This is a genomic window from Cobetia sp. MMG027 (genome assembly GCF_027947415.1).
GTDB lineage: Bacteria > Pseudomonadota > Gammaproteobacteria > Pseudomonadales > Halomonadaceae > Cobetia > Cobetia marina.
Genome location: NZ_JAQJIO010000005.1, coordinates 194,148 through 214,393, shown reverse-complemented (window position 1 = coordinate 214,393; position 20,246 = coordinate 194,148). Strand labels below are relative to the sequence as shown.

The 20,246-nt window shown below is 64.1% G+C and carries 17 protein-coding genes; 9 read left to right on the top strand and 8 right to left on the bottom strand.

From position 1 onward, the window contains the following. The first annotated feature begins 79 nt into the window (after positions 1–79). Together PJK54_RS08430 and cobO are read left to right on the top strand one after the other, a co-directional pair. Complete coding sequence (locus PJK54_RS08430) at positions 80–1,966, top strand: TonB-dependent receptor domain-containing protein (RefSeq protein ID WP_271302634.1); 1,887 nt, start codon at positions 80–82, stop codon at positions 1,964–1,966. A gap of 83 nt (positions 1,967–2,049) precedes the next feature. After that, the gene (gene cobO / locus PJK54_RS08425) at positions 2,050–2,649 is read left to right on the top strand and encodes a cob(I)yrinic acid a,c-diamide adenosyltransferase (RefSeq protein ID WP_077371790.1); all 600 of its coding nucleotides are present in this window, start codon (positions 2,050–2,052) and stop codon (positions 2,647–2,649) included. Positions 2,650–2,664: 15 nt separating this feature from the next. Here cobO and PJK54_RS08420 read toward each other — a convergent pair whose 3' ends face one another. Continuing rightward, on the bottom strand, positions 2,665–3,525 hold the full coding sequence (locus tag PJK54_RS08420) for an ABC transporter substrate-binding protein (RefSeq protein WP_271302633.1): 861 nt from the start codon (positions 3,523–3,525) through the stop codon (positions 2,665–2,667). Between the two features lie 257 nt (positions 3,526–3,782). On the opposite strand from PJK54_RS08420, the gene PJK54_RS08415 reads away from it, so the two are divergent. Further along, on the top strand, positions 3,783–4,610 hold the full coding sequence (locus PJK54_RS08415; protein WP_170212639.1) for an SIMPL domain-containing protein: 828 nt from the start codon (positions 3,783–3,785) through the stop codon (positions 4,608–4,610). A gap of 130 nt (positions 4,611–4,740) precedes the next feature. Here the strand turns inward: PJK54_RS08415 and pyrF are convergent, their stop codons facing one another. After that, positions 4,741–5,448 (bottom strand): orotidine-5'-phosphate decarboxylase, encoded by a 708-nt coding sequence (gene pyrF / locus PJK54_RS08410; protein WP_084209187.1) that lies wholly within the window; start codon positions 5,446–5,448, stop codon positions 4,741–4,743. A gap of 293 nt (positions 5,449–5,741) precedes the next feature. Here pyrF and PJK54_RS08405 point away from each other — a divergent pair, with 293 nt between their 5' ends. After that, a complete protein-coding gene (locus tag PJK54_RS08405; protein WP_271302632.1) occupies positions 5,742–6,113 on the top strand; it encodes a ComEA family DNA-binding protein in 372 nt (123 codons plus the stop codon). 732 nt (positions 6,114–6,845) lie between these two features. Here the strand turns inward: PJK54_RS08405 and PJK54_RS08400 are convergent. Further along, a complete protein-coding gene (locus tag PJK54_RS08400) occupies positions 6,846–7,352 on the bottom strand; it encodes an FKBP-type peptidyl-prolyl cis-trans isomerase (RefSeq protein ID WP_077371771.1) in 507 nt (168 codons plus the stop codon). Between the two features lie 67 nt (positions 7,353–7,419). Beyond that, positions 7,420–7,947, bottom strand: a complete 528-nt coding sequence (gene rfaH, locus PJK54_RS08395) for a transcription/translation regulatory transformer protein RfaH (RefSeq protein WP_077371768.1) — start codon at positions 7,945–7,947, stop codon at positions 7,420–7,422. Positions 7,948–8,212: 265 nt separating this feature from the next. Between rfaH and PJK54_RS08390 the strand changes: the two genes are divergently transcribed. Together PJK54_RS08390 and PJK54_RS08385 are read left to right on the top strand one after the other, a co-directional pair. Beyond that, on the top strand, positions 8,213–9,418 hold the full coding sequence (locus tag PJK54_RS08390; RefSeq protein ID WP_103751364.1) for an AmpG family muropeptide MFS transporter: 1,206 nt from the start codon (positions 8,213–8,215) through the stop codon (positions 9,416–9,418). Between the two features lie 86 nt (positions 9,419–9,504). After that, positions 9,505–9,930, top strand: coding sequence for a hypothetical protein (locus tag PJK54_RS08385; protein WP_271302631.1), 426 nt, complete (start codon positions 9,505–9,507; stop codon positions 9,928–9,930). Between the two features lie 267 nt (positions 9,931–10,197). On the opposite strand, the gene PJK54_RS08380 is transcribed toward PJK54_RS08385, so the two are convergent. Both PJK54_RS08380 and PJK54_RS08375 read right to left on the bottom strand, forming a co-directional pair. Next, positions 10,198–12,024, bottom strand: a complete 1,827-nt coding sequence (locus PJK54_RS08380; RefSeq protein WP_077371759.1) for an SEC-C domain-containing protein — start codon at positions 12,022–12,024, stop codon at positions 10,198–10,200. Between the two features lie 107 nt (positions 12,025–12,131). Further along, positions 12,132–13,091: a homocysteine S-methyltransferase family protein gene (locus PJK54_RS08375; RefSeq protein ID WP_240499581.1), complete on the bottom strand. Its 960-nt coding sequence runs from the start codon at positions 13,089–13,091 to the stop codon at positions 12,132–12,134. 254 nt (positions 13,092–13,345) lie between these two features. Between PJK54_RS08375 and PJK54_RS08370 the strand changes: the two genes are divergently transcribed. From PJK54_RS08370 to PJK54_RS08360, 3 genes are all read left to right on the top strand, one after another. After that, a complete protein-coding gene (locus tag PJK54_RS08370; RefSeq protein ID WP_077371752.1) occupies positions 13,346–15,253 on the top strand; it encodes a hypothetical protein in 1,908 nt (635 codons plus the stop codon). A gap of 70 nt (positions 15,254–15,323) precedes the next feature. Continuing rightward, positions 15,324–17,438 carry a DNA topoisomerase III gene (locus PJK54_RS08365; protein WP_271302630.1) on the top strand — a complete coding sequence of 705 codons (2,115 nt, stop codon included), beginning with the start codon at positions 15,324–15,326 and terminating at the stop codon, positions 17,436–17,438. Positions 17,439–17,483: 45 nt separating this feature from the next. Then, a complete protein-coding gene (locus tag PJK54_RS08360) occupies positions 17,484–18,578 on the top strand; it encodes a ketopantoate reductase family protein (RefSeq protein WP_271302629.1) in 1,095 nt (364 codons plus the stop codon). Between the two features lie 220 nt (positions 18,579–18,798). On the opposite strand, the gene PJK54_RS08355 is transcribed toward PJK54_RS08360, so the two are convergent. Then, entirely contained in the window at positions 18,799–19,461 is a 663-nt protein-coding gene (locus tag PJK54_RS08355; protein ID WP_077371743.1) for a bifunctional 4-hydroxy-2-oxoglutarate aldolase/2-dehydro-3-deoxy-phosphogluconate aldolase, read from the bottom strand. 82 nt (positions 19,462–19,543) lie between these two features. Continuing rightward, a complete protein-coding gene (gene pgl / locus PJK54_RS08350; protein WP_271302628.1) occupies positions 19,544–20,245 on the bottom strand; it encodes a 6-phosphogluconolactonase in 702 nt (233 codons plus the stop codon). Position 20,246: the final 1 nt, after the last annotated feature.

The following is a 20,246-nucleotide window of genomic DNA, read 5'->3' as shown; positions in this document are numbered from 1 at the left end:
GGGCACGCCGCGACGATGTGCATCCACGCACCCTGTCACGCCTGTCCTCCTCATTGCGTCTGACGCTTGAGGATCATTCATGAATACTTACAAGACCCGTGGTCGCGCGCACGCGCAGGCCAAGTACACCCTCGTGGGCAGTCTGCTGCTGCTGACACCTCCTGCCCTGGCGGCACAGGAGACCACCGCCCCTTCATCGGATAGCCTGGAGACCGTTCAGGTCACCGCCAATCGCATCCCCCAGCTGCAGAATGATGTGCTGGCCAGCACCGACGTCATCACGCGTGGCGAGATCGAACGCCTGCAGGCCAGCTCGCTGGTGGACCTTCTGCAGTCGCGCAATGGCATCGAAGTCGCGCGCAGCGGTCCGATGGGGAGCCAGACCAGCCTGTTCATGCGCGGCACCGAGTCCGACCACACCTTGATCCTGGTCAACGGCCAGCGCATCGCCAACAGCGCCGATGGCCTGGCGCACTTCGAATTTCTGCCGCTGTCTGCCATCGAACGTGTCGAGATCGTGCGGGGGCCGCGCGCCAGCGTCTACGGCGCCGATGCCATCGGCGGCGTGATCAACCTGATTACGCGTGGCGGCAGCGAAGTCGGCCAGCACGCGGAAGTCACGCTGCGCGCCGGCAGCGACGGCACCTTCCGCCAGAACGCCCAGTTCAGCTCGGTGGAAGATGACACGCGTCTCTCCGCCAATCTCCATCATGATGAAAGCGATGGTTTCTCCGCCCGCGATACCGGCAGTGAAGATGATGGCTACGAGGCCACGGGTGCCGAACTGCGCCTTGGGCACGACTTCGGCCAGCGAGCCACGCTGTCTCTCGGCGTCGCCAAGACCGACACGGACTACGATTACGACGATTGCTACGACAGCAGCTTCAGTGCCTCTGAAGACTGCAGCGGAGAAGGTAGCCAGCTGGTACTGGATGCCAGCCTGCTGACCCACCTGAACCCGAACTGGGACATGACGGTCAGCGTGGCGCGTACGCGCGACGAGTACGAGAACACTGAAGCCGGCAGCGATGCCGGGCGTGTCGCCAGTGCCCGCAACGAGATCGGCCTGCGCCACGACTTCTACACCGACCTCGGCACGCTCAGCCTGGGGGTGGATCACCGCGAGGAAAGTCTGGACGCCGATGGCCCCTACTTCACCGCCGACGGCTATGAAGTGGACAGTCGCTATGCCACGGGGGTCTATGGCAGCTGGCAGCTCCAGCAACAACGCCATCACGTCACCACCAGCCTGCGGTATGACGATGACAATCGTTATGGTCATCAGATGACCGGTGGCTCCAGCTATGCCTATGACCTGACTCAGGCACAGCAGCTCGGCGCCAGCTACTCGAGCGCCTTCAAGGCCCCCAACCTGATCGATCTCTACAGCCCTTACGGCTCAGGCAACCCGGATCTGGATGCCGAGACCTCCACCACGGCCGAACTCTTCTGGCGTCTGCAGGAGCAGCGGTGGCATGTGGGCGTCAATGCCTTCCAGACGGATATCGACAATCTGATCAGCTACGAAGGCGCCGACTTCACGCCGATCAATATCGACCGCTCACGCATTCGTGGCATCGAGCTGAGCAGTGGCTGGAAAGGTGACGCGCTCAGCGTCAATCTCGCCATGACCTGGCAGGACCCGGAAGACCGCGAGACAGGAGAGCAGCTGAAACGTCGGGCCAAGCGCTTTGCGCGCCTGGATGCCGATTACGCCCTCGCCGACTGGAGCTTCGGAGCAACGCTGCGTGGCAGTGCTAGCCGCAGCGATACCGATGCCGATACCTACACGGACACTCGCACCGCCGGCTATGGCGTCTTCGACCTGCGCACCAGCTGGCAGGTGATGCAGAACGTCAAGCTGAGCGCCAAGCTGGAGAACGTCTTCGATCGTGATTATCAGCTGGTCAACGGCTACAACACCCAGGGGCGTTACGTCGAAGGCGGCGTGACCTTCTATTTCTGAGCACCTCTTACTGACGACGGGCCACACTCCTCACTGCGCCGCCCCGAGAGCGGCGCAGTGACAATGACTGACGGAGCACACGCATGACGGACCGCAATACCCGCCACAAGACGGCAATGGAAAAGCTCAAGTCACATGTCGACGACAAGGTGGCACAGGCCAATGAGGAGCGCGGCCAGCTGCTGGTCTTCACCGGCAACGGCAAGGGCAAGACGACCGCTGCATGGGGCACCATCACCCGGGCACTCGGCTATGGCTACAAGGTCGGTGTCATCCAGTTCATCAAGGGACTGTGGGAGTGCGGGGAGCGTGAGCGCCTTGCCGAGGATGCCAATCTGGAAGTCCACGCCATGACTACCGGCTTCACCTGGGACACCCAGAATCGTGACGCCGATACCGCGGCCTGTCAGGCAGTGTGGCAGGAAGCGAAGCGCCTGATGCGCGATGAAAGCGTCTATCTGGTCGTGCTTGATGAACTGACCTACATGGTCAAGTTCGGCTACCTGCCATTGGAAGAGGTGATGACGGCGCTGGAAGGTCGCCCCGAGGAGCAGACCGTCATCATCACCGGACGCAATGCCAACCGCGAGATCGTTGCCTGTGCCGATACCGTCACCGAGATGACCGAGATACGTCACGGCTTCAATCATGGCCTCAAGGCGCGCCGCGGCATCGACTTCTGATCAGCTCGACCCACGTCACCGAGCTGCACGCTGCACCGAGATGGCATGGCAGATCTGCGCCATCGCCTCGACGCTGCGCGGCCCCGGACGGCTGACCGGGTCCGGATCCAGTCCGACAAGCGCCACCGAGGCCAGCGGGCCACCCCTGGCTCGCCAGGCTGCCTTCCAACGCTCACGGGGGGCGCCTGCGGCCACCGGATGCAGAATCAGCCGAGGCCCTGCCAGCCACAGCGCTTCACGGCGTATCTGAGGCACCACGGTGGGGGCGTCAGACAACAGCGGCTCTCCCCCGCAGCGGCGAATCAATTCATTGACCAGATGCCCTCCTGCCAGAGTCGTCATCGGGCTCTCGCCCAGCTGGAAGAAGACCGGCAAGGGCGCGTCGCCCTCCATGCCATCGCGTGCCTCCAGGTGACTGATGCGCTTCTCGAGACGCGCCACGTAGGCCTCTGCCTCGGGCCGGGTGCCCATCAACACCCCCAGGCGCTCGATATTGGAGAGTACCTGCGCCAATGTCCTGGGCTCGCTGAGGAAGGTCGTCAGCCCCAGCGCCGTCAGGCGCGCCTGCATTTCCGCGGACAGCCCGCTGCCCCACGCCACGATCAGCGCGGGTCTGGCCGCCAGCACCGCCTCCAGATTCGGCCCTTGATAGCTCGCGACACGCGGCAGCGTCTTGACCTGTGGCGGGTAATCACTGCCCTGGCTGACGGCGACCAGATGTGCAAGCCCTCCCGCCGCCGCGACCAGCTCCGCGGCATGGGGCGCCAGGGTGACCACACGATGAGCGGGCCGGGAAAGCGTCACCGTCTCGCCACCATCATCCACGACGGAAAGACTCGCCGCCCAGGCGAGCGACGGCATTGCGGTGAGCAGCAACGCTGACAATGCCCCGAGGAGCGTGCGTCGTCCCTGAGATAGCGTGACGGTATTGATGGTATCGCTCCTGTATGACCGCGACGTCCCTGACGCCATGAGATGCCTGATCGAGGCACACGATCGCTTCAGCGCCTCTCGTGCGAAGTGCTATCGTGATCCACGCGATGTCGGACGTTCACGCCATCATTCTGTGTCAATATCGACATATGAAAATATCACCATATGACAATATCGCCATGTGCCAAAAAGGAGTTTCCATGCCCCGCATCCTGCCATCCGTAACTGCCGACGCGAGCTCAGGCGTCCAGCATTCCTTCTTGCGTCTAGGGCTGGTGCTGGCACTGAGTGCCGTCAGCGCCGTGAGTACGGCACAGGCTGACCAGACACCTGCACCGGCGCTTGTCCATGTCAGTGCCAGTGCCAGCATCGAAGCCGCGCCGGACAAGGCCAGCATCGAGGCGCGTCTCTGGGAGAAGACACCGGCCAGCAAGGTGGACGACAAGGCACCGGACAGTCAGAAGCAGGGAGAAGCCGCGCGCCAGGCCCGCCAGACACTGGAAGGCCGCATGAGCACGCTGATCCAGGCACTGGAAAGCGCCGGTATCGAGAGTCGCCTGATCAAGGCGGGCAGCCTGACCCTGCGACCGGAGCGCTACTACGAGCGCACGGCCAATGATCAGAACCCGCAGCAATGGCAGCGTACCCATCTCGAGCGCCCGATCAGTATTTCGCTGAAGAATCTGGACCAGGTGCCGGAGGTGATCGACCTGCTGTTGGGAGCGGGGGTGAATCAGCTGGCGGGCGTGCAATATCAGCTCAGTGATCGTGCAGCACTCGAGGACAAGGTACTGCAGCAAGCCCTGACCAAGGCACGCCACAAGGCCGAACTGATGGCCGAGACGCTGGGAGCAACACTGGGTGATGTGCAGTCGATCAATGAATCTTCCCAGAGCCCTCGCCCGCCGATGATGGCCATGCGCGCCGACATGGCAGAAGCCAAGAGTGGTGGCAACGAGTATCGTCCCGGCGAGCTGTCACTGGAAAGTGATGTGCAGGTCAGCTGGGGACTGACATCAGCCGACTGAGCGTCGACACCCCGAACGCCACTCTCCAGACGCCAGCCGCTTGTCCAGAGCCGCTGGCGTCCACGCGTGACTGAAGCTCGGCCTATCTCGAGAGTGACACCCCGCGATTCACACCCCCTCGGGCGCTGACTTACGCCCGGCCACCAAGCTCCGTCTCGATGGCGGCAAGCGCTGCCATGGGATTCTCGGCCTGAGTGACCGGACGCCCGATCACCAGGTGGGTGCTGCCAGCCGCCATTGCCTCGCCCGGCGTCATGGTGCGTCGCTGATCACCGGCCTGGGCAAAGCTCGGGCGGATACCGGGCGTCACCTTGAGGAAGTCCGGCCCACACAGCGCCTTGAGACTGGGTGTCTCGCGCGCCGAGCACACCACACCGTGCATGCCGCTTTGCTGGGCAAGGCTCGCCAGACGCTCGACCTGGGCCAGTGGCGTGACATCCAGGCCGATACCCGCAAGATCACTCTGCTCCATGCTGGTCAGCACGGTCACGGCAATCAGGCGCGTCTCGAGCTGGCGCGTGGCCAGTGCACTAGCGGCGGCTTCCATCATGCGCGCGCCACCACCGGCGTGCACGTTGGTCATCCAGACACCGTGCTCGGCAGCCGCCAGCACGGCCTGCGCGGTGGTATTGGGAATATCGTGGAACTTGAGATCCAGAAAGACCTCGAAGCCGCGCTGATGCAGCGCCTTGAGGATGTCCGGCCCCACTCGCGTGAACAGCTCCTTGCCCACCTTGACGCGGCAGCGCGTCGGATCCAGCTGGTCCGCCATGGCCAGTGCGGCGGCCATATCCGGGTAATCGAGGGCGATGATCAGGGGGGAAGTCGTGGCAGGCATCCGGGCTCCGGGCAATGAGACTAGGCGCGATGACAGGGGGTCATGGGCTCGGGGCAACATTATAGCGCCCACCAACGCACCTGTAAGCTCAGAGAAAGCCGAATCGAATCAGCTCGCTATTCGCGCTAGCACTTTCGCGCGTTGAGCGCTGAAGCGGCCCCAGGGATGAGGAATCGTTTAATTCTTAATGACTACAAAACTCATCCTTCAGCCACAGTGATTCACGTGCTGGGCACAGGGCATCACGGCCCGACCAGACGCCCCGACAATCATCATGAAACAAGGAAAAGCTCATGAAAACTCTGATGGGATCACTCGTCGTCGCAGGCCTGATGGCTTTCACCCCTCTGACGCAGGCTGCCGAGATGAACATCAACACCGCCACCCCTGAGCAACTGACTCAGCTCAAGGGCATCGGTGACAAGAAGGCACAGGCCATCGTCGCCTGGCGCAAGGCCAATGGCCCCTTCACCAGCGTCGATCAGCTGGCTGAGGTCAAGGGCATCAGTGCCAACACGCTCGAACGCATGGAGACCACACTGACGCTCGACAAGACCGGCAACAGCGCCATAACGACGGGTCAGCCGGTCAGCGACAAGGCCGCGCCGCAGGTCAAGACATCCGGTGAGGCGACGCCCAGGGAGATCACCAGCAACCAGAGCTGACCAAGACGGCCGAGGTCAGGTCTCGACTCCCGCCACCCTGCAGGTGGTGAGAAACCACCGGCGAAAGACCAGCCTGGCCAGCGACAGGGGAGTCCCGACAAAAGCAGCGCCGCAGACCTCCTGCGGCGCTGCTTTTGTCGGGGTCAACACGACGGTGCCCGAGAAGCACGGCTTACATGAGGCGTTGCTTTCCTGCCACGAAAAAAAGCCGACCCGAAGGCCGGCCAGCGGGGTTTCCCCCTCCCCTGACGGTGAATCGGGCACCTGCATGCCCGATTCTGGCAGTGAAGCCATCCCTGGCTTTCCCCTTCCCCAAGGGGCTTCCTCAAGCGCCTGCCTCTGCCGGCAACCGACGCCCTGCAACTTCTCCCTGACCAGACGGTGGCCTGCGCCGCTTTACGATACCTCGAAGAGTATCTCCCCCGAAGCATGATGCCCTATGCGGCATCCTCGTACGCCGCCCGTCTCGACATGAGCACTCTATCGCGATCATCGGAAGGCGAAGATGACATGCGTCAATTTCGTGCGCCTGGGTGGCATCACGCCGCTGCCTTCATGATCCACGTCAATTCATGGGCACTCCGCCCCCATGAATCCGTCCCGGAATGACACGCAGCAGACCCGAAACGCAGCAGACCCGAAACGAAGAAGGCGCCTTCGATCATCATCGAAAGCGCCTTCCTGATCAGCGACAGGGAGACCCCTGAAGCGACATGCGGCATCAGCGCGACTTCAGCGACGCACCTTCTTGTCTTCCACTTCGGTATGGCTCACCTCAAGCCCCAGCGGATGGCCTGCTGCCAACTCGGCCCGAGTGGCATCGCGCACTTCCAGCACCTCGACATCCCAGCTGAGGGCCTGACCGGCCAGGGGATGATTGGCATCGACCTTGACCTGCTGATCACCGACTTCCAGTACGGTCACCGAGCGCTGCCCTTCGGGAGTTCGCGCCTGGAAGCGCATGCCCGGTGCAAGCTCCCCCGGGCCGAAGGCATCACGCCCGAAGTACTGGACCAGCCCCTCATCCCGCTCACCGAAGCCTTCCGCCGGCGTCAGGTTGACGACCTTGCTGTCGCCGACGCTGCAACCTTCAAGCGCGGATTCCAGAGCAGCAAGTATATTGTCATGGCCGTGCAGGTAATCCATCGGTTCCCGATCACGAGAAGTGTCCAGGACGGTGCCATCTGCGGTACGCAGCGTGTAGTGCAGGCTGACCACCTGCTGAACGGTAATCGACATGAAACAACTCCAGAAATGACAAGTGCGGTGAGCTCACGCCCTCCCCGGAGGGCGCAGGCACCGAGACTCAGGATTCGCGACGACGCAGCTGACGACTGGACAGCTCGACGCGCTGCTGCTGATTGATCAGATTGAGCAGCACGATGACGCGCTCGTCGCCCTTGGCACTCTCGAAGACACCACTGAGCGAACTCAGCGGCCCATCGATGATCTCGACCTGCTCGCCGGCACGGAAGTAGAGGTTCTCGGCTGGCTGCTCCTGGCGTTGCTCACCATTGGCGATCAGCGCCTCCACCAGCGAGGTGGGGACCGGTGTCGGGGTCGTGCCGAAGCTGACCAGCTTGAGCACGCCACGTGTCGAGCGAATCGGGCGCCAGTTGTCGTCCACCTGATCCAGCCGGATGAACAGGTAGTAGGGGAAAAGGGGCTCTTCCACCCAGCGCAGCTTGCTGCCGCGCTTTCTTTCCACTTCCAGCAGGGGGTGGAAGACGTGAAATCCCTGATTGGTGAGGTTCTCCGCCGCACGGAAGGACTCTCCACCCTTGCACTGGATCAGATACCAGTGCGCCTTGGCAGCGTCTCGGACTTCACTCATGATGACCTCTCATTGCCTACCTGCCCACAGGGGCCCGACGCAAGCCCTTCATCACGCCAGCCAGCTGATGGTCAGCGGCACCTCAGGACAATGCATGGCCCTTGCGCTCAGGCAGTGCGACAATCCCGCCATTGACGATGCATGTGGCGCATGGCCATGGGTCACGCGCGACTCCCGCGCGGATACACTCTCTGCAAGGACAGGCAAGGCTTTGACTTCAAAGGATTTACGCTTACTCGTTGGCCGTCATGGTATCACGTTCCTGATGGGATTCGCCTCAGGCCTGCCGCTGCTGCTCACCGGGAGTGTCCTGCAGGCCTGGATGACGGATGCCGGCGTATCACTGGACGCCGTGGGCCTTCTGGCACTGGTCGGCCTGCCCTATACCCTCAAGTTCCTGTGGGCCCCCTTGCTGGATCGCATCATGCCGCCCGCACTGGGGCGGCGACGCGGCTGGCTGATGATCGCGCAGCTGGCCCTGACCGCGCTGATCGCGCTGCTGGCCCTGCAGGACCCGCACATGTCGCCGCTGACCATGGGGGCCATCGCGCTTTCCGTCAGCTTCTTCAGTGCCACCCAGGACATCGTGATCGATGCCTACCGACGTGAGCATCTGCCGGACAACGAACTGGGGCTGGGCTCCAGCTTCTATGTCTATGGCTATCGCATCGGCATGCTGATGGCCTCGGCCGGTGGCCTGGTGCTGGCAGACATGATCGGTTTCCGCATGACCTACCTGATCATGGCCGCGACCCTGGGAGCCTGCATGCTGGTGACCCTGCTGGCGCCGGAACCCGAGGCACAGGCAGCGCCGCGTGCCCATCACCTGCACGAGATCCTCTGGGACCCCATCCGCCATTTCATGAAACGTGATGGGGCCATCTGGCTCTTGCTGTTCATCCTGCTCTACAAGCTGGGCGATTCCGTGGCAGGCAATCTGACGACGCCTTTCTACAAGGAGATCGGCTTCAGCAACTCACAGATCGGCGCGACCGTGAAGCTGTTCGGCCTGTGGCCATTGCTGGCAGGCACCTTCTTCGGCGGCCTGATGATCATGCGAATCGGCATCTACCGTGCACTGTGGTGGTTCGGCATCCTGCAGATGGTGTCCACAGCCGGCTTCATCTGGCTGCATCACGTCGGTGACTCGCTGGCCTGGCTTGCCGGAGTGGTGGCATTCGAGAACCTGGCGGCCGGCATGGGCAGCGCCGCCTTCATCGCCTTCATGGGCGCACTGACCGACAAGCGTTTCACCGCCGGCCAATATGCCATGCTCTCCTCGATCATGGGCTTGCCACGTGTGGTGATCGCCGCCCCCTCGGGCTATCTGGCCGATGCCGCCGGCTGGGACAGCTTCTTCTGGATCTGCACCCTGGCCGCCATCCCGGGGCTGTTGCTGCTGCTGCGCTTCCGTCATTGGGGGGCAATGCTGGCAACGCCCCACAAGGCGCCAGCGATGTCGGGAGATTGAGAGACAAGCTACCTGAACTGTCTCGGCCGTCGACAGGCTGAGCCGGAAGAAGAGAGAGGCAGGGCAGCTATGTGGAAGAAGGCGCCATGCTCGAGGACTGCGTCATCCTGCCCTTCACCCGTGTGCATGGTGGTCAACAGATGACCGCCGGCATCCTGTTTGAAGGGGAGGCACTCGATGAGCGCGCCCCCCACTGGTTCAAGGACCGACGCCAGGCGGGAGCAGCCTCTCAGCGTGGCGTGGCCTATCGCAACCCGGCACGTCCTCAATGGCAGGAACGTCTCCTGGCCGGCTTGATCAGCGTGGCGGTCCGGCCTCTGGGAGCGCGCCACAAGGCGCTCGTGCATCGTCTGCGCCAGGTACAGAACGGTCACATGCGCTTGCTGGGCATACTGCCGGAACATGCCCCGCCCCCACTGGACCGAGTCGGCGTCAGCAGCGCCGGGGCTCTCCAGCCTCCTGACTGGCGTGCCACGCCGGACGCCTTCGCCGCGACGCTGGAGGCCATTTAGGTCGGGCAGACCCCGGGCCTGCGCGCAGCCTTGCGGGAAGCCTGGCGGCTGCGCCAGCAAGGCAAGCAGCAGTGATCGCCCCCCTACACGCATCCCCCTGAGCCCGCCTCACGATACGAGGCAAGGCACAAAAAACCCCCGCAGTGCCTAAGCACTGCGGGGGTTTTTCCTTCGGGCCTCGTCATACGGGACCTTGCCACACGAGGCCTTGTCATGTGAGCGCTTGCGATCACTCGTCAGGCAGCATGAGCGACCCTTGACACCGGCTCAGCGGTGCTTGGCCAACCAGGCAAGCGCGCCTTCGCTGCGCTTCCACTGATCGCGCATCAGGGTGCGATACTGCCAGGCCTCGCCTCGCGTGCCGGGCTCCGGCGCTTCCACCGCCAGACTCACCGGCCGCGGGTGCTCCGCCACCAGCAGACTGATCAGATGGGAGTTGGCTTCGCGCACGATCACCAGTGCCTCTTCGGCATCCGCCTGACGTCCCAGACGATAGAGTGCCAGCACATGCCCCATCAGAATGCCCAGCAACGGCATTTCATCCTCGAGAGCACGGCGTGAGATATCGTGCTCCGCCAGGGTGACAGCCTCATCATCGCGGCCTTCGCGCAGCAGCTGATCCAGCACCAGCTCGCGCAGACCGAGACTGTCTTCCTCGTCCAGCTTGAGCAGGCGCTCCGCCAGCTGACGTGAGCGCTCGCGCTCACCGCGCTCCATGCCGATCACCAGTCCCAGCCCACAACGCAGCAACTGGGCGTTGTCACCATCCTCCCAGCGCAGCAGGCCGCCGGCCTGTTCGATCTGGTCGAGCCAGCGCTCGAAACGACGCGCCAACGGCACGAAGAAGGTGTCCGACATCCACGGCAGACTGCCGAAACGACTGGCCAGCGCCAGGATCAATCCCTGACAGACCGCAGGAACATCCAGCCATTCGGGACTGGCACACAGCTGTTGCAGCCACTCGTTGGGGTCCTGGGTCTCCCACGGGTCGACATCCAGCGCCAGCGCTGCCTCTTCCTCGATCCGCGCCGGGAATACCGCTTCCCAGAGCCCCAGTGTCACCGCCTGCTCGGCATTCTGACGAAACAGCAGACTGCCGTCGTCCTGAGTCTCCAGCGCCAGACGTGACGGGTGCTCGATCACCTCGAACAGCGCCTGCAGCGAGGCCAGTGAATCCGAGAGTGACTCGTCGGAATTGACCATCTGCTCGGCGAGCGTCGCACGCGGGTTCTCGGCCAGATCAGCCAGGAACTCCAGCTGCCCCGGTTCGATATCCTTCTGCTTGGAGAGACGCCGCCACCAGAAGCGCGCACGTTCCTGCGCCTCTTCCGGCTGCCCTTCATGCAGCAGCAGCATGGCTTCGATATAGGCCAGCGTCGGCGAGTCCGGCAGGGTCTGCTGCGCGCGGACGAAGGCGGCTCGCGCCGAGCCGAGGTCATCACTATCCAGATGCAGCAGGCACTGATGCTCCAGTGCCACACCGCGCAGGAAGGCGGGACCACGCTCCAGCACCTCATCCAGCAACAGGGCCTTCTTGCGGGTGAAGCCGCGCTCCTGATAGAGATCCAGCAGCAGCTCGAAGCCAGGCTCGGCCTGCTCCGGAAGGCGCGACCAGTCACTGGTGTCGAACAACGCTTCCATGATCTGCTGGGCACGCCCGCGGCTACCGGCCTCGGCACTGATCAGTCCCGCCTCCAGCAGCGCCTGAGCCGGCGCGAGCCGCGAAGCCAATGCGGCCTTGAGCTGCTCGCCCTTGAACTCGCGCAGCGACAGCATCCACATCAGGTGCTCCGGTATCGGCGGCAACTGGACCTTGTCACAGCACTGCTTGTACTTGCGGCCGGAATCGCACCAGCAGGGCTCGTTGCGACCGGGCGGTGCCAGCGGCTCGCAGGCGAAATCGAGGCGTACCAGCGGCGTCTGGCTCCACAGCACCGGTGCCAGTGCTACCGCCAGCGCCTCATCACCACCGCTGTAATTCACCCCCTCCGAATGCGCCCACTGCATGAAGGCAGGAAAGGATTCATCAGAGCGGATGGCATCAAGTGCCCCACTGGCGTAACTCAAGAGCCGTTCGACCCACTCGGCAAGCATGGCATCTCCCTAGAAAAAACGTTTCACGGCCCCGCGGACATGGCGCCCGACGGGGCCTGCGAAGCAGGAGGCGGAGTCTATCACGATGATGCCTCACGCCTCATCGTTCACTCCCCCAGTCGGGAGACACAGCGATGACCGGCCGCCTTGAGCTGCTCGGACAGGCAGGCGATGTGCGCCGGACCGACCTCGCAGCAGCCGCCGACGATACGCAGTCCCCGCTGCACCCAGCCCAGCGCATGGGCAGCATACTGCTCGGGCCCGAGATCCTCGCGCGCCTTGAGGTCCTTGACGGTGCCGCCGGGCTTGAGCGCCGCGATCGACGTGAAGCCGTTGGCATAGGCGCCCGCCGGCAGCGAACTGCCAAGCAGCGTGTCAAGGCTGCCCTGAATGGCCTCCGGCGCACTGCAGTTGATCAGAATGGCATCCACGCCGAGCGCTTCCAGCATGGCGACGGTGTCCGCCAGCGGCTCACCGCTGCGCAGGGTCGCATTCAGATCGTCCTTCACGGTCAACGAGACCCACACCGGCAGGCCACTTTCCAGCGCTGCAGTGGCGGCGGCCTGTGCCTCGTCATGCGAGGACAGCGCTTCGCAGAGCAGCACATCGACCAAGGGCGCCTGCAGCGCCACCAGGGTGCGATAACTGGCCAGCGATTCTTCCTGATCCGGTGCGACATCGGGCCGATAGGTCGCGACCAGTGGCGGCAGACAACCGGCCACGCGGATATCCGTCTCGCCACTCAGGGCGATGGCATCCCGCGCCGCCTTGCCAGCGGCCGCATGCACGGCGCCGATGGTCTCGCCGACTCCCGCCAGCGTCAGGCGTTGGGGCGTGGCCGTATAGGTATTGAGCGTGATGACCCGGGAGCCGGCACGAATGAAATCCAGATGCAGATCACGCACCAGCTCGGGCTGATCCAGCATGACCTGGGAGGACCATAGCGGTGTCGGCTCACGACCGCTGCGACGCACCAGCTCCTGCCCCATTCCGCCGTCCAGCAGCACGACATCCCCGGCGCGCGCCCCTTCCCCTGCTGGCGCCCCCGTTACTGCGACTTGTTCCACACGACCTCCTGAGCGATTCGATATCTCTGCAGCATCTGAACTGATGAACTGGCGGCCTACGCCTGGCTGTCAGCCGCGGCGAAATTCTAGCATGGTCAGGCGCGTGACGGCGTGCCGCTCACTGGAGCGAAATGGGTCGCCAGTGCTACTGTTAGCAGCGCCTTTCGCCAGCGATCCCTTGCGCTGCCCCTGCCTGCCCCGCAAGCCCATGCCGCGTCTCGCGGACGTGCCCCATTGATTGAAGGAAGTCTGTCTTGTTGCTGCCGAGTCTCTTTCGTCCCCGCGCCAACCCTGCCAATGATGCACCCCAGGTGCGTCTTGAGCGTGAAGGCCGGGACGAGATTCGCCGCATCACCCAGGCCGTCGAGCGCGTGCCATGGTCAGTGAGCCTGATGCAGATCCTGTGGACGGCCGGCCCGGTGACGCTGATCGGTGCCTGGGGGGGCTATCTGCTCGGGTATGGCAAGGAACCCACCTTCGAGAACTACATCTTCTTCATCTCCTACACCGTCATCACCGGTGTCGCGGGGATCGTGGCCAACATCGCCCACAACCTGACCAGTTCTCGCCGCTATGACCGCACCGAGGCCAAGATCGAGCGCGTCATCGATACCGTGCCTGAGCTGATCCTCGCCACGCGCAACCTGATCGTCGAGAGCCTGGAAGGCGATGCCCGTCGCCGCGAAGCCGCTGCCATGCTGCTGCGCAAGCAGGATCTCGCACCGGAAGGCGTGGAACTGGCGGCGCTGGAGCTGCTGGATGATCGTGACGCCGCCCGCATCATCAGTCAGATCGACGTCTATCGTCGCATCGGTCTGCACGCCCGTATCCGCGACATGAACACCCTGAACCGCGAATGGCTCGAGCCCCAGTTCAATGAGCTGGCGGAGCTGGCGCCCGAGGCCATCGGCCTGCTGCGTGAGCGCTTCGAGGGCCGAGCCCCGGATCTGCACAAGGGCGTGCCTCGTGACGAGAACTTCATCGAGCGTGTGCTGGCCGCCATCGAGCAGGACAACGACCTGCTGATGACGATGCAGGACGTGGAGGAGATGCTGATCCTGGCCTTCGAGTTGATCAGCGGACGCAAGATCCCGCTGTTGACCTTCGAATATCGTGGACGCTGGAAGCTGGCTCGCACGCTGGACAATCTCGAGCACGCCCGTTCCCGTTACCGCATCCGCCAGGCGACGGGGCTGTCACGCCTCAAGGCCCTGACGGTCTATCTGGCGGAGCAGTCCGGCACTCTGGTGGAAGATGCCGCCTCCGGGCTCAGGGCCGAGGTACTGCTGGAGCGCTCCACCCAGGCCATGGACGCGCTCGCCGAGCAGGTGACGCACCTGGCGATCGCCGTCAACGAGGGTGACCGTGAACATCGCAGCGCCCTGCGGACGCGCGCCGACATCCTCACCAACGCCATTCGCCTCTACAAGACGGTCACCAGTGCCTATGAGCAGGTCGGTCGCAGCCACGCCGTCTTCCTCAAGATGTCCAAGCGCTGGGAGAATATCTCCTCGCAGATGTCCGACGATGCCACCCGCCTGCGTGTCGGGCCGGGGCGGCGCGGTCTGCGCATCCAGGAAAAGACCATCGCGCTGGATGACGAGGCCAAGGCGGAGGTCTGCAAGCACCTGGCGGATCACCTCAGCAAGAGTCATATCAAGCGCGTCGACAGCGAGATCGCCTCTCAGGCCCGCGAGACGATCCTGCGCGTCGGCGTCGACAAGGCAAAGGCCATGGCGATCGAGATCGCCCTGGCGCTCGAACCGCACATCCACCTCTCACGCCCGGCCGTCCAGCGCGCCATCAATGGCTCGAATGCCGCCTACTTCGGCCAGCTGGAGCCCAACCAGTCCGCCGCCGCCAAGGCGGCCCTCGGCAGTGCCATGGTGCGCGAGATCGACGACGACCTGTCACGTACCGCCGAATCGCTGGCCATCGCGCTGGTGCGTCACTATCGCGTCGAACTGGAACCGCTGGCGATCGACTTCCTGCGCGACACCTTCGGGGCGCGAGAAGCGACGCTCAACATGCTCAGCAACTACCAGCCGGCGGATCACCACCCGATCAGCTACCTCTCCAACCGCCCGCCGCTGATCCAGACCGCCAACCGCGACTGGTATCGTGCGCTCGTTCAGGCACGCCGTGCCCTCGACGACGATTGATCCCCGCGCCGTGCCAGCGGCATACTGTATGGATCACCATGCAACGTGCCACTGACCGCCAGGATGACCGATGCGCCTGATCATCGCCGAAAAGCCCAGCCTCGCCCGCGCCATCGCCGAGGCCCTGCCCGGGCGCAGCAGCAAGCGCGACGGCTATATCGATGCCGGAGACGCTCGCGTCACCTGGTGTATCGGCCACCTGCTCGAACAGGCGCCGCCGGACGACTATGACGAGCGCTTCAAGCGCTGGTCACTGGATCACCTGCCGATCATTCCAGCACAGTGGAAACTCAAGCCACGCAGTCAGGCACGCGGCCAGCTCAAGACCATTCGAGAACAGCTCAAGCTGGCTGACGAGGTGATACATGCCGGCGACCCGGATCGCGAAGGCCAGTTGCTGGTGCAGGAAGTGCTCGAGCACATGCGCTGGCGTGGGCCGGTCAAACGCCTGTTGATCAGCGACATGAACCGCTCCGCCGTCACGCGTGCCCTCAACAAGCTGGATGACAATCAACGCTGGCAACCCCTGTACGAAGCCGCGCTGGCTCGCCAGCGCGCCGACTGGCTGTATGGCATGAATCTGACACGCGCCTGGACATTGACGGGCCGTCAGGCCGGCCATGATGGCGTGTTGTCGGTGGGGCGCGTGCAGACACCGCTGCTGGGGCTGGTGGTGCGTCGCGACGAGGAGATCGAGGCCTTCGAGCCGCGTGCCTTCTTCCCGTTGTGGATCGAGGCCGGCGTGGCGACCGGCAGCTTCAAGGCCTGGTGGCATGCCCCCAGCTCCCCGTGGCTGCAACGGCTCGCGACCAAGGGCACTCAACTGCCACTGGATGACAAGGGCCGCCTGCTGGACAGCCGCCCCGCCGAGCGCCTCGCCCGCCACCTGGCGACACTGAAGACCCCGGGCGATGGTCACGTCGAGAGCGTCGAGGCCAGCGACAAGTCCCAGCCCGCGCCGCTGCCCTACTCGCTCTCGGCGCTTCAGGTCGATGCCGCTCGCCGCTATCGCCTGCCGGCCCAGAAGGTGCTCGACACCTGCCAGGCCCTCTACGAGCGACATCAGCTGATCACCTACCCGCGCTCCGATTGCCGCTACCTGCCCCGCGAGCATCATGCCGGCATGGCCAACCTGATGATCAGTGCCTGCAGTGGCGATGATGAGCTTGAGCGTTTCAGTGGCGGCGCGGATTTCAGCCTGCGCTCACGCGCCTTCAATGACGCCAAGGTCAGCGCCCACCATGCCCTGGCACCGACAGGGCGCGAGCCGGACTACGCACGCCTGTCGCGTGACGAAGCCAACCTCTACCGCATGATCACCCGCAACGTGCTGGCCCAGTTCTATCCGGCCTACCGCTATCGTGAGGTCAAGGTCGAGCTGCGTTTCGCCAAGGAGCCCTTCCGCGCCAGTGGCCGCAGCGTCATCGACGAAGGCTGGAAGGTGCTGTTCCAGCGCGCGGCACAGGCATCCGACGACAAGGCCCCGGCAGACGACAAGACCCCGCCTCCTCTGCCCGCCTTGCAGGAAGGCGAGCCGGCCTGCGTACTCGACTGCGGTATCGAGGAGAAGGAGACCCGCCCGCCGGAGCCCTTCAATGATGCCAGTCTCATACAGGCGATGATGAACATCGCCCGCTACGTGGAAGATGACGCGGTACGCCGGACGTTACGTGATGTGGATGGCCTGGGCACCGAGGCGACACGTGCGGGCATGCTGGAGACACTGATCAATCGCGGCTACCTGGTGCGCGATGGCCAGGCCATGCGCTCCACGCGTATCGGTCGCGCCCTGATCCATGCGCTGCCGGACGCCGTCTCACGCCCCGAACGTACCGCCCTGTGGGAGCAGCGCCTGAGCATGATTCACGAGCAGGGCGATCCGGCAGCGCCTTTTCTGAGCGAACTGGTCGATGACCTGCGTGCCCTGCTGGCTGACAGCTCGGCCAGCCGCCTGAGCGCTGCGCTGGCCAGTGTGGGTGGCGCGACACCGCGCAAGAATTCCGGGGCACGCAAGGGCAATGGTGCGCGGCGCAAGAGCGGAACCTCTCGACGCAGCAAGACCGGCACGAGCAAGACCAGTACGAGCAAGACCGGCACAAGCAAGGAAGCCGGCTCCGGCAGCACCCGACGCTCTAGCGGCACTCGCAAGCCGGCCGGCTCCCGCCGCAAATCCCCCAGCCAATGAGCCACTTCGCCTCTGTGCCCGCTCACCCAGGATGAGAAATCACGCATGACGACTTCCACGCCGGCTGACGACAATCACACACTCTCGACGGCTTTCGATTCACTTTCCCAGCGTCCTGCCGCTGCAGGCGATTGGCTGTGGATCGTCGGCCCCGGGGCCATCGGTCGATTGCTGGCGGCCACGCTCGCTCACGCCCGCCAGCGCGAAATGGCAACGCAGGGAAGGAGCACATTGCCAAACCTTCTGTTGGTGGGTCGCCGGGCATCCGTCAGCGAGATGGTGACGATCGACATGAGCACTCCGGAAGGTCAATCTGTTAGCTCAGAGATAACTTATTCCTCGATTGGCCAGCTGAGAACCTCGCCATATCATCCACCTGCCGCTATCTGGCTGGCCACCAAGTCACATGCCATCGAGTCTGCCTGGGCACACGTCGCGCCGCTGATAGACTCACGGACACCAGTTACCTGTTGGCAAAACGGGCTGAGCGCACAACCCTGGTTGGCAGAGCAGCACCCTCAACTGCTGTGCGCCAGTACGACCGAGGGTGCCTGGATTCCGGAATCGACCGCGCTTGCCACACACACCCTCCCAGAACGCCTGGCCGTGCAACACGCCGGCCATGGCCAGACCTGGCTGGGCACCTGGTCATCGCAGGCCGATCCGACATCCTCCTCCTCTGCCATGGCGGCCGCAGAAAGGCAGGTTGCCTGGCTGCAGGCGGCTGGCCGTGAGTGTGACCTCAGTGCCGACATCGGCACTCGCCTATGGCACAAGCTGGCGGTCAATGCCGCCATCAATCCACTCGTGGCACGCTTTCGGATTCGCAATGGACAGCTGCGTGATCGTCCCTTTTCCCTGATGGTGCGCCAGGCCGTCGACGAGATCACTCGGGTGCTGGAAGCCGAGGGTATCGCCCCGCCAACGAATGGCTGGCAGGCCCTGGTCGACCAGGTCATCCGTGCCACGGCGAACAACCGTGCCTCGATGCTTCAGGATGTGCTGGCAGGTCGCACCACGGAAGTGGAGGCCATCCTTGGCCCGTTGCGACACGCTGCCCTCCGTCACGGGCTGTCACTGACCGATGACCTGCCTTTGCTCGAGCAACTCCACACTCACCTGAGCAGTCAACAGCCCTGAGCGCTTAGCGCTGGATCCCCGCCCCCTCCTTAGCCATAGCCTCAGACCTGTGACTGCTGGCCCGCCTCGACGTCATTCTCTGGCATTCGGCCAAAAAAAGACCCGCCTCGCGAGAGACGGGTCACAAGCAACAGCCAAGCTGTCGAGAGAGAGCAGCAATGTTCGGTCTTGCGCGTCAGGCCACCGATTGCCGTATGGCAACCCGCTGACCTGGCGAAAATCAGTGGTGGAAACGCTCGGACGCTTCGCGCGCCAGCTCACGAATGCCATCCCAGTCGCCTGCATCGATCAATTTCTGCGGCGCCACCCAGCTACCACCGACACACATCACGTTCTTGAGTGCCAGATAGTCACCGGCATTGTTGAGCGTGATGCCGCCGGTCGGGCAGAAGCGTGCTTCGCTGATCGGGCCACCGAAGGACTTGATGGCATTCACGCCACCCGCGGCCTCGGCCGGGAAGAACTTGAAGCGGCGGTAGCCGTACTGCCAGCCGGTCATCAATTCGGACACGGTCGCGACGCCCGGCAGCATCGGCACGCTGCTGGTCACGCCATACTGATAGAGCGCTTCGGTAGTACCCGGCGTGACGACGAAATCGACGCCCAGCTCTTCCACCTTGCGATACTGTTCCGGCGTGAGCACGGTGCCGGCACCGATGCTGGCATTGGGCAGCGCTTCACGCATGCGGCGAATCGCCTCGAGAGCGCAGTCAGTTCGCAGGGTGACCTCGAGAACGGTCAAGCCGCCTTCATAGAGCGCCTTGCCCAGCGGCACGGCGTCCTCGATGCGCTCGACGGCGATCACCGGCAGCACGGAGGCCTTCTGGCAGATGCTGTCGATCTCGGTCGTGCGCGTCGAGGGAAGTTGTTTTTCGAAGCTCATGGCGTTCTCCTTGCGCCGCAGCGCTGATGTTGTCTAGTACGCCACGGCGCTGATGTGGTTGATAGCGCCGTGGCCGATAGGATCAGGGGGCCCAATACAGCGCCAGAGGCGCGGACAGGAAGGCGCGGATCGGCAACTCGCTGACGGCCTCGACATCGCCCAGCGCACGTGACAGCACGGCCTGCTTGTCGGTGCCCGTCAGATGCAGCACGGTACGGCGCGTCTGCCGCAAGCGCTCGAGGCTCAGGGTGATGCGCGCCTGCGGGACGCTGGGGGCACGCATCGGCACACAGCAATCACGGCTGGTCAGCGCTTCCTGCAGGCGATCCCCATCCGGGAACAGCGAAGCCGTGTGACCATCGCCCCCCATGCCGAGAATCACCGCGGAGGCCGGCCAGGAGAGTGCCGCGATGCGAGCACTCACTTCGCCGCAACCCGCCTCTGGCTCTGCTTCGGCGTTGGTCAGCGGATGGAAGGTCGCGGCAGCGGCTGCGCCCTTCAACAGATGCTCACGCACGAAGCGGGCATTGCTGTCGTCGGCGTCTTCACTTACCCAACGCTCATCCGCGAGGGTGATGTCCACACGCGACCAGTCCAGCGGCTTGTCACGCAATGCGGCGAACAACGGCTTGGGCGTCGAGCCCCCGGAGACCACCAGCAGTGCGCGAGCCTCAGGCGACGCCGCCAGGTCAGCGGTCAGTGCTGCCGCGAGATACTCGGCCAGCGACTCGGCAGTCTGCTGGCGCGGGTCCTGGGTGGCGTTCTGTGTCATGTCGACAGCCATC

What these genes read in the sequence shown, in the direction of transcription:
- PJK54_RS08430 (WP_271302634.1), top strand. Translation starts at nt 80, where the DNA reads ATGAATACTTACAAGACCCGTGGTCGCGCGCACGCGCAGGCCAAGTAC.
- cobO (WP_077371790.1), top strand. Translation starts at nt 2,050, where the DNA reads ATGACGGACCGCAATACCCGCCACAAGACGGCAATGGAAAAGCTCAAG.
- PJK54_RS08415 (WP_170212639.1), top strand. Translation starts at nt 3,783, where the DNA reads ATGCCCCGCATCCTGCCATCCGTAACTGCCGACGCGAGCTCAGGCGTC.
- pyrF (WP_084209187.1), bottom strand. Translation starts at nt 5,448, where the DNA reads ATGCCTGCCACGACTTCCCCCCTGATCATCGCCCTCGATTACCCGGAT.
- PJK54_RS08405 (WP_271302632.1), top strand. Translation starts at nt 5,742, where the DNA reads ATGAAAACTCTGATGGGATCACTCGTCGTCGCAGGCCTGATGGCTTTC.
- PJK54_RS08400 (WP_077371771.1), bottom strand. Translation starts at nt 7,352, where the DNA reads ATGTCGATTACCGTTCAGCAGGTGGTCAGCCTGCACTACACGCTGCGT.
- rfaH (WP_077371768.1), bottom strand. Translation starts at nt 7,947, where the DNA reads ATGAGTGAAGTCCGAGACGCTGCCAAGGCGCACTGGTATCTGATCCAG.
- PJK54_RS08390 (WP_103751364.1), top strand. Translation starts at nt 8,213, where the DNA reads ATGGGATTCGCCTCAGGCCTGCCGCTGCTGCTCACCGGGAGTGTCCTG.
- PJK54_RS08385 (WP_271302631.1), top strand. Translation starts at nt 9,505, where the DNA reads ATGCTCGAGGACTGCGTCATCCTGCCCTTCACCCGTGTGCATGGTGGT.
- PJK54_RS08380 (WP_077371759.1), bottom strand. Translation starts at nt 12,024, where the DNA reads ATGCTTGCCGAGTGGGTCGAACGGCTCTTGAGTTACGCCAGTGGGGCA.
- PJK54_RS08365 (WP_271302630.1), top strand. Translation starts at nt 15,324, where the DNA reads ATGCGCCTGATCATCGCCGAAAAGCCCAGCCTCGCCCGCGCCATCGCC.
- PJK54_RS08360 (WP_271302629.1), top strand. Translation starts at nt 17,484, where the DNA reads ATGACGACTTCCACGCCGGCTGACGACAATCACACACTCTCGACGGCT.
- PJK54_RS08355 (WP_077371743.1), bottom strand. Translation starts at nt 19,461, where the DNA reads ATGAGCTTCGAAAAACAACTTCCCTCGACGCGCACGACCGAGATCGAC.
- pgl (WP_271302628.1), bottom strand. Translation starts at nt 20,245, where the DNA reads ATGGCTGTCGACATGACACAGAACGCCACCCAGGACCCGCGCCAGCAG.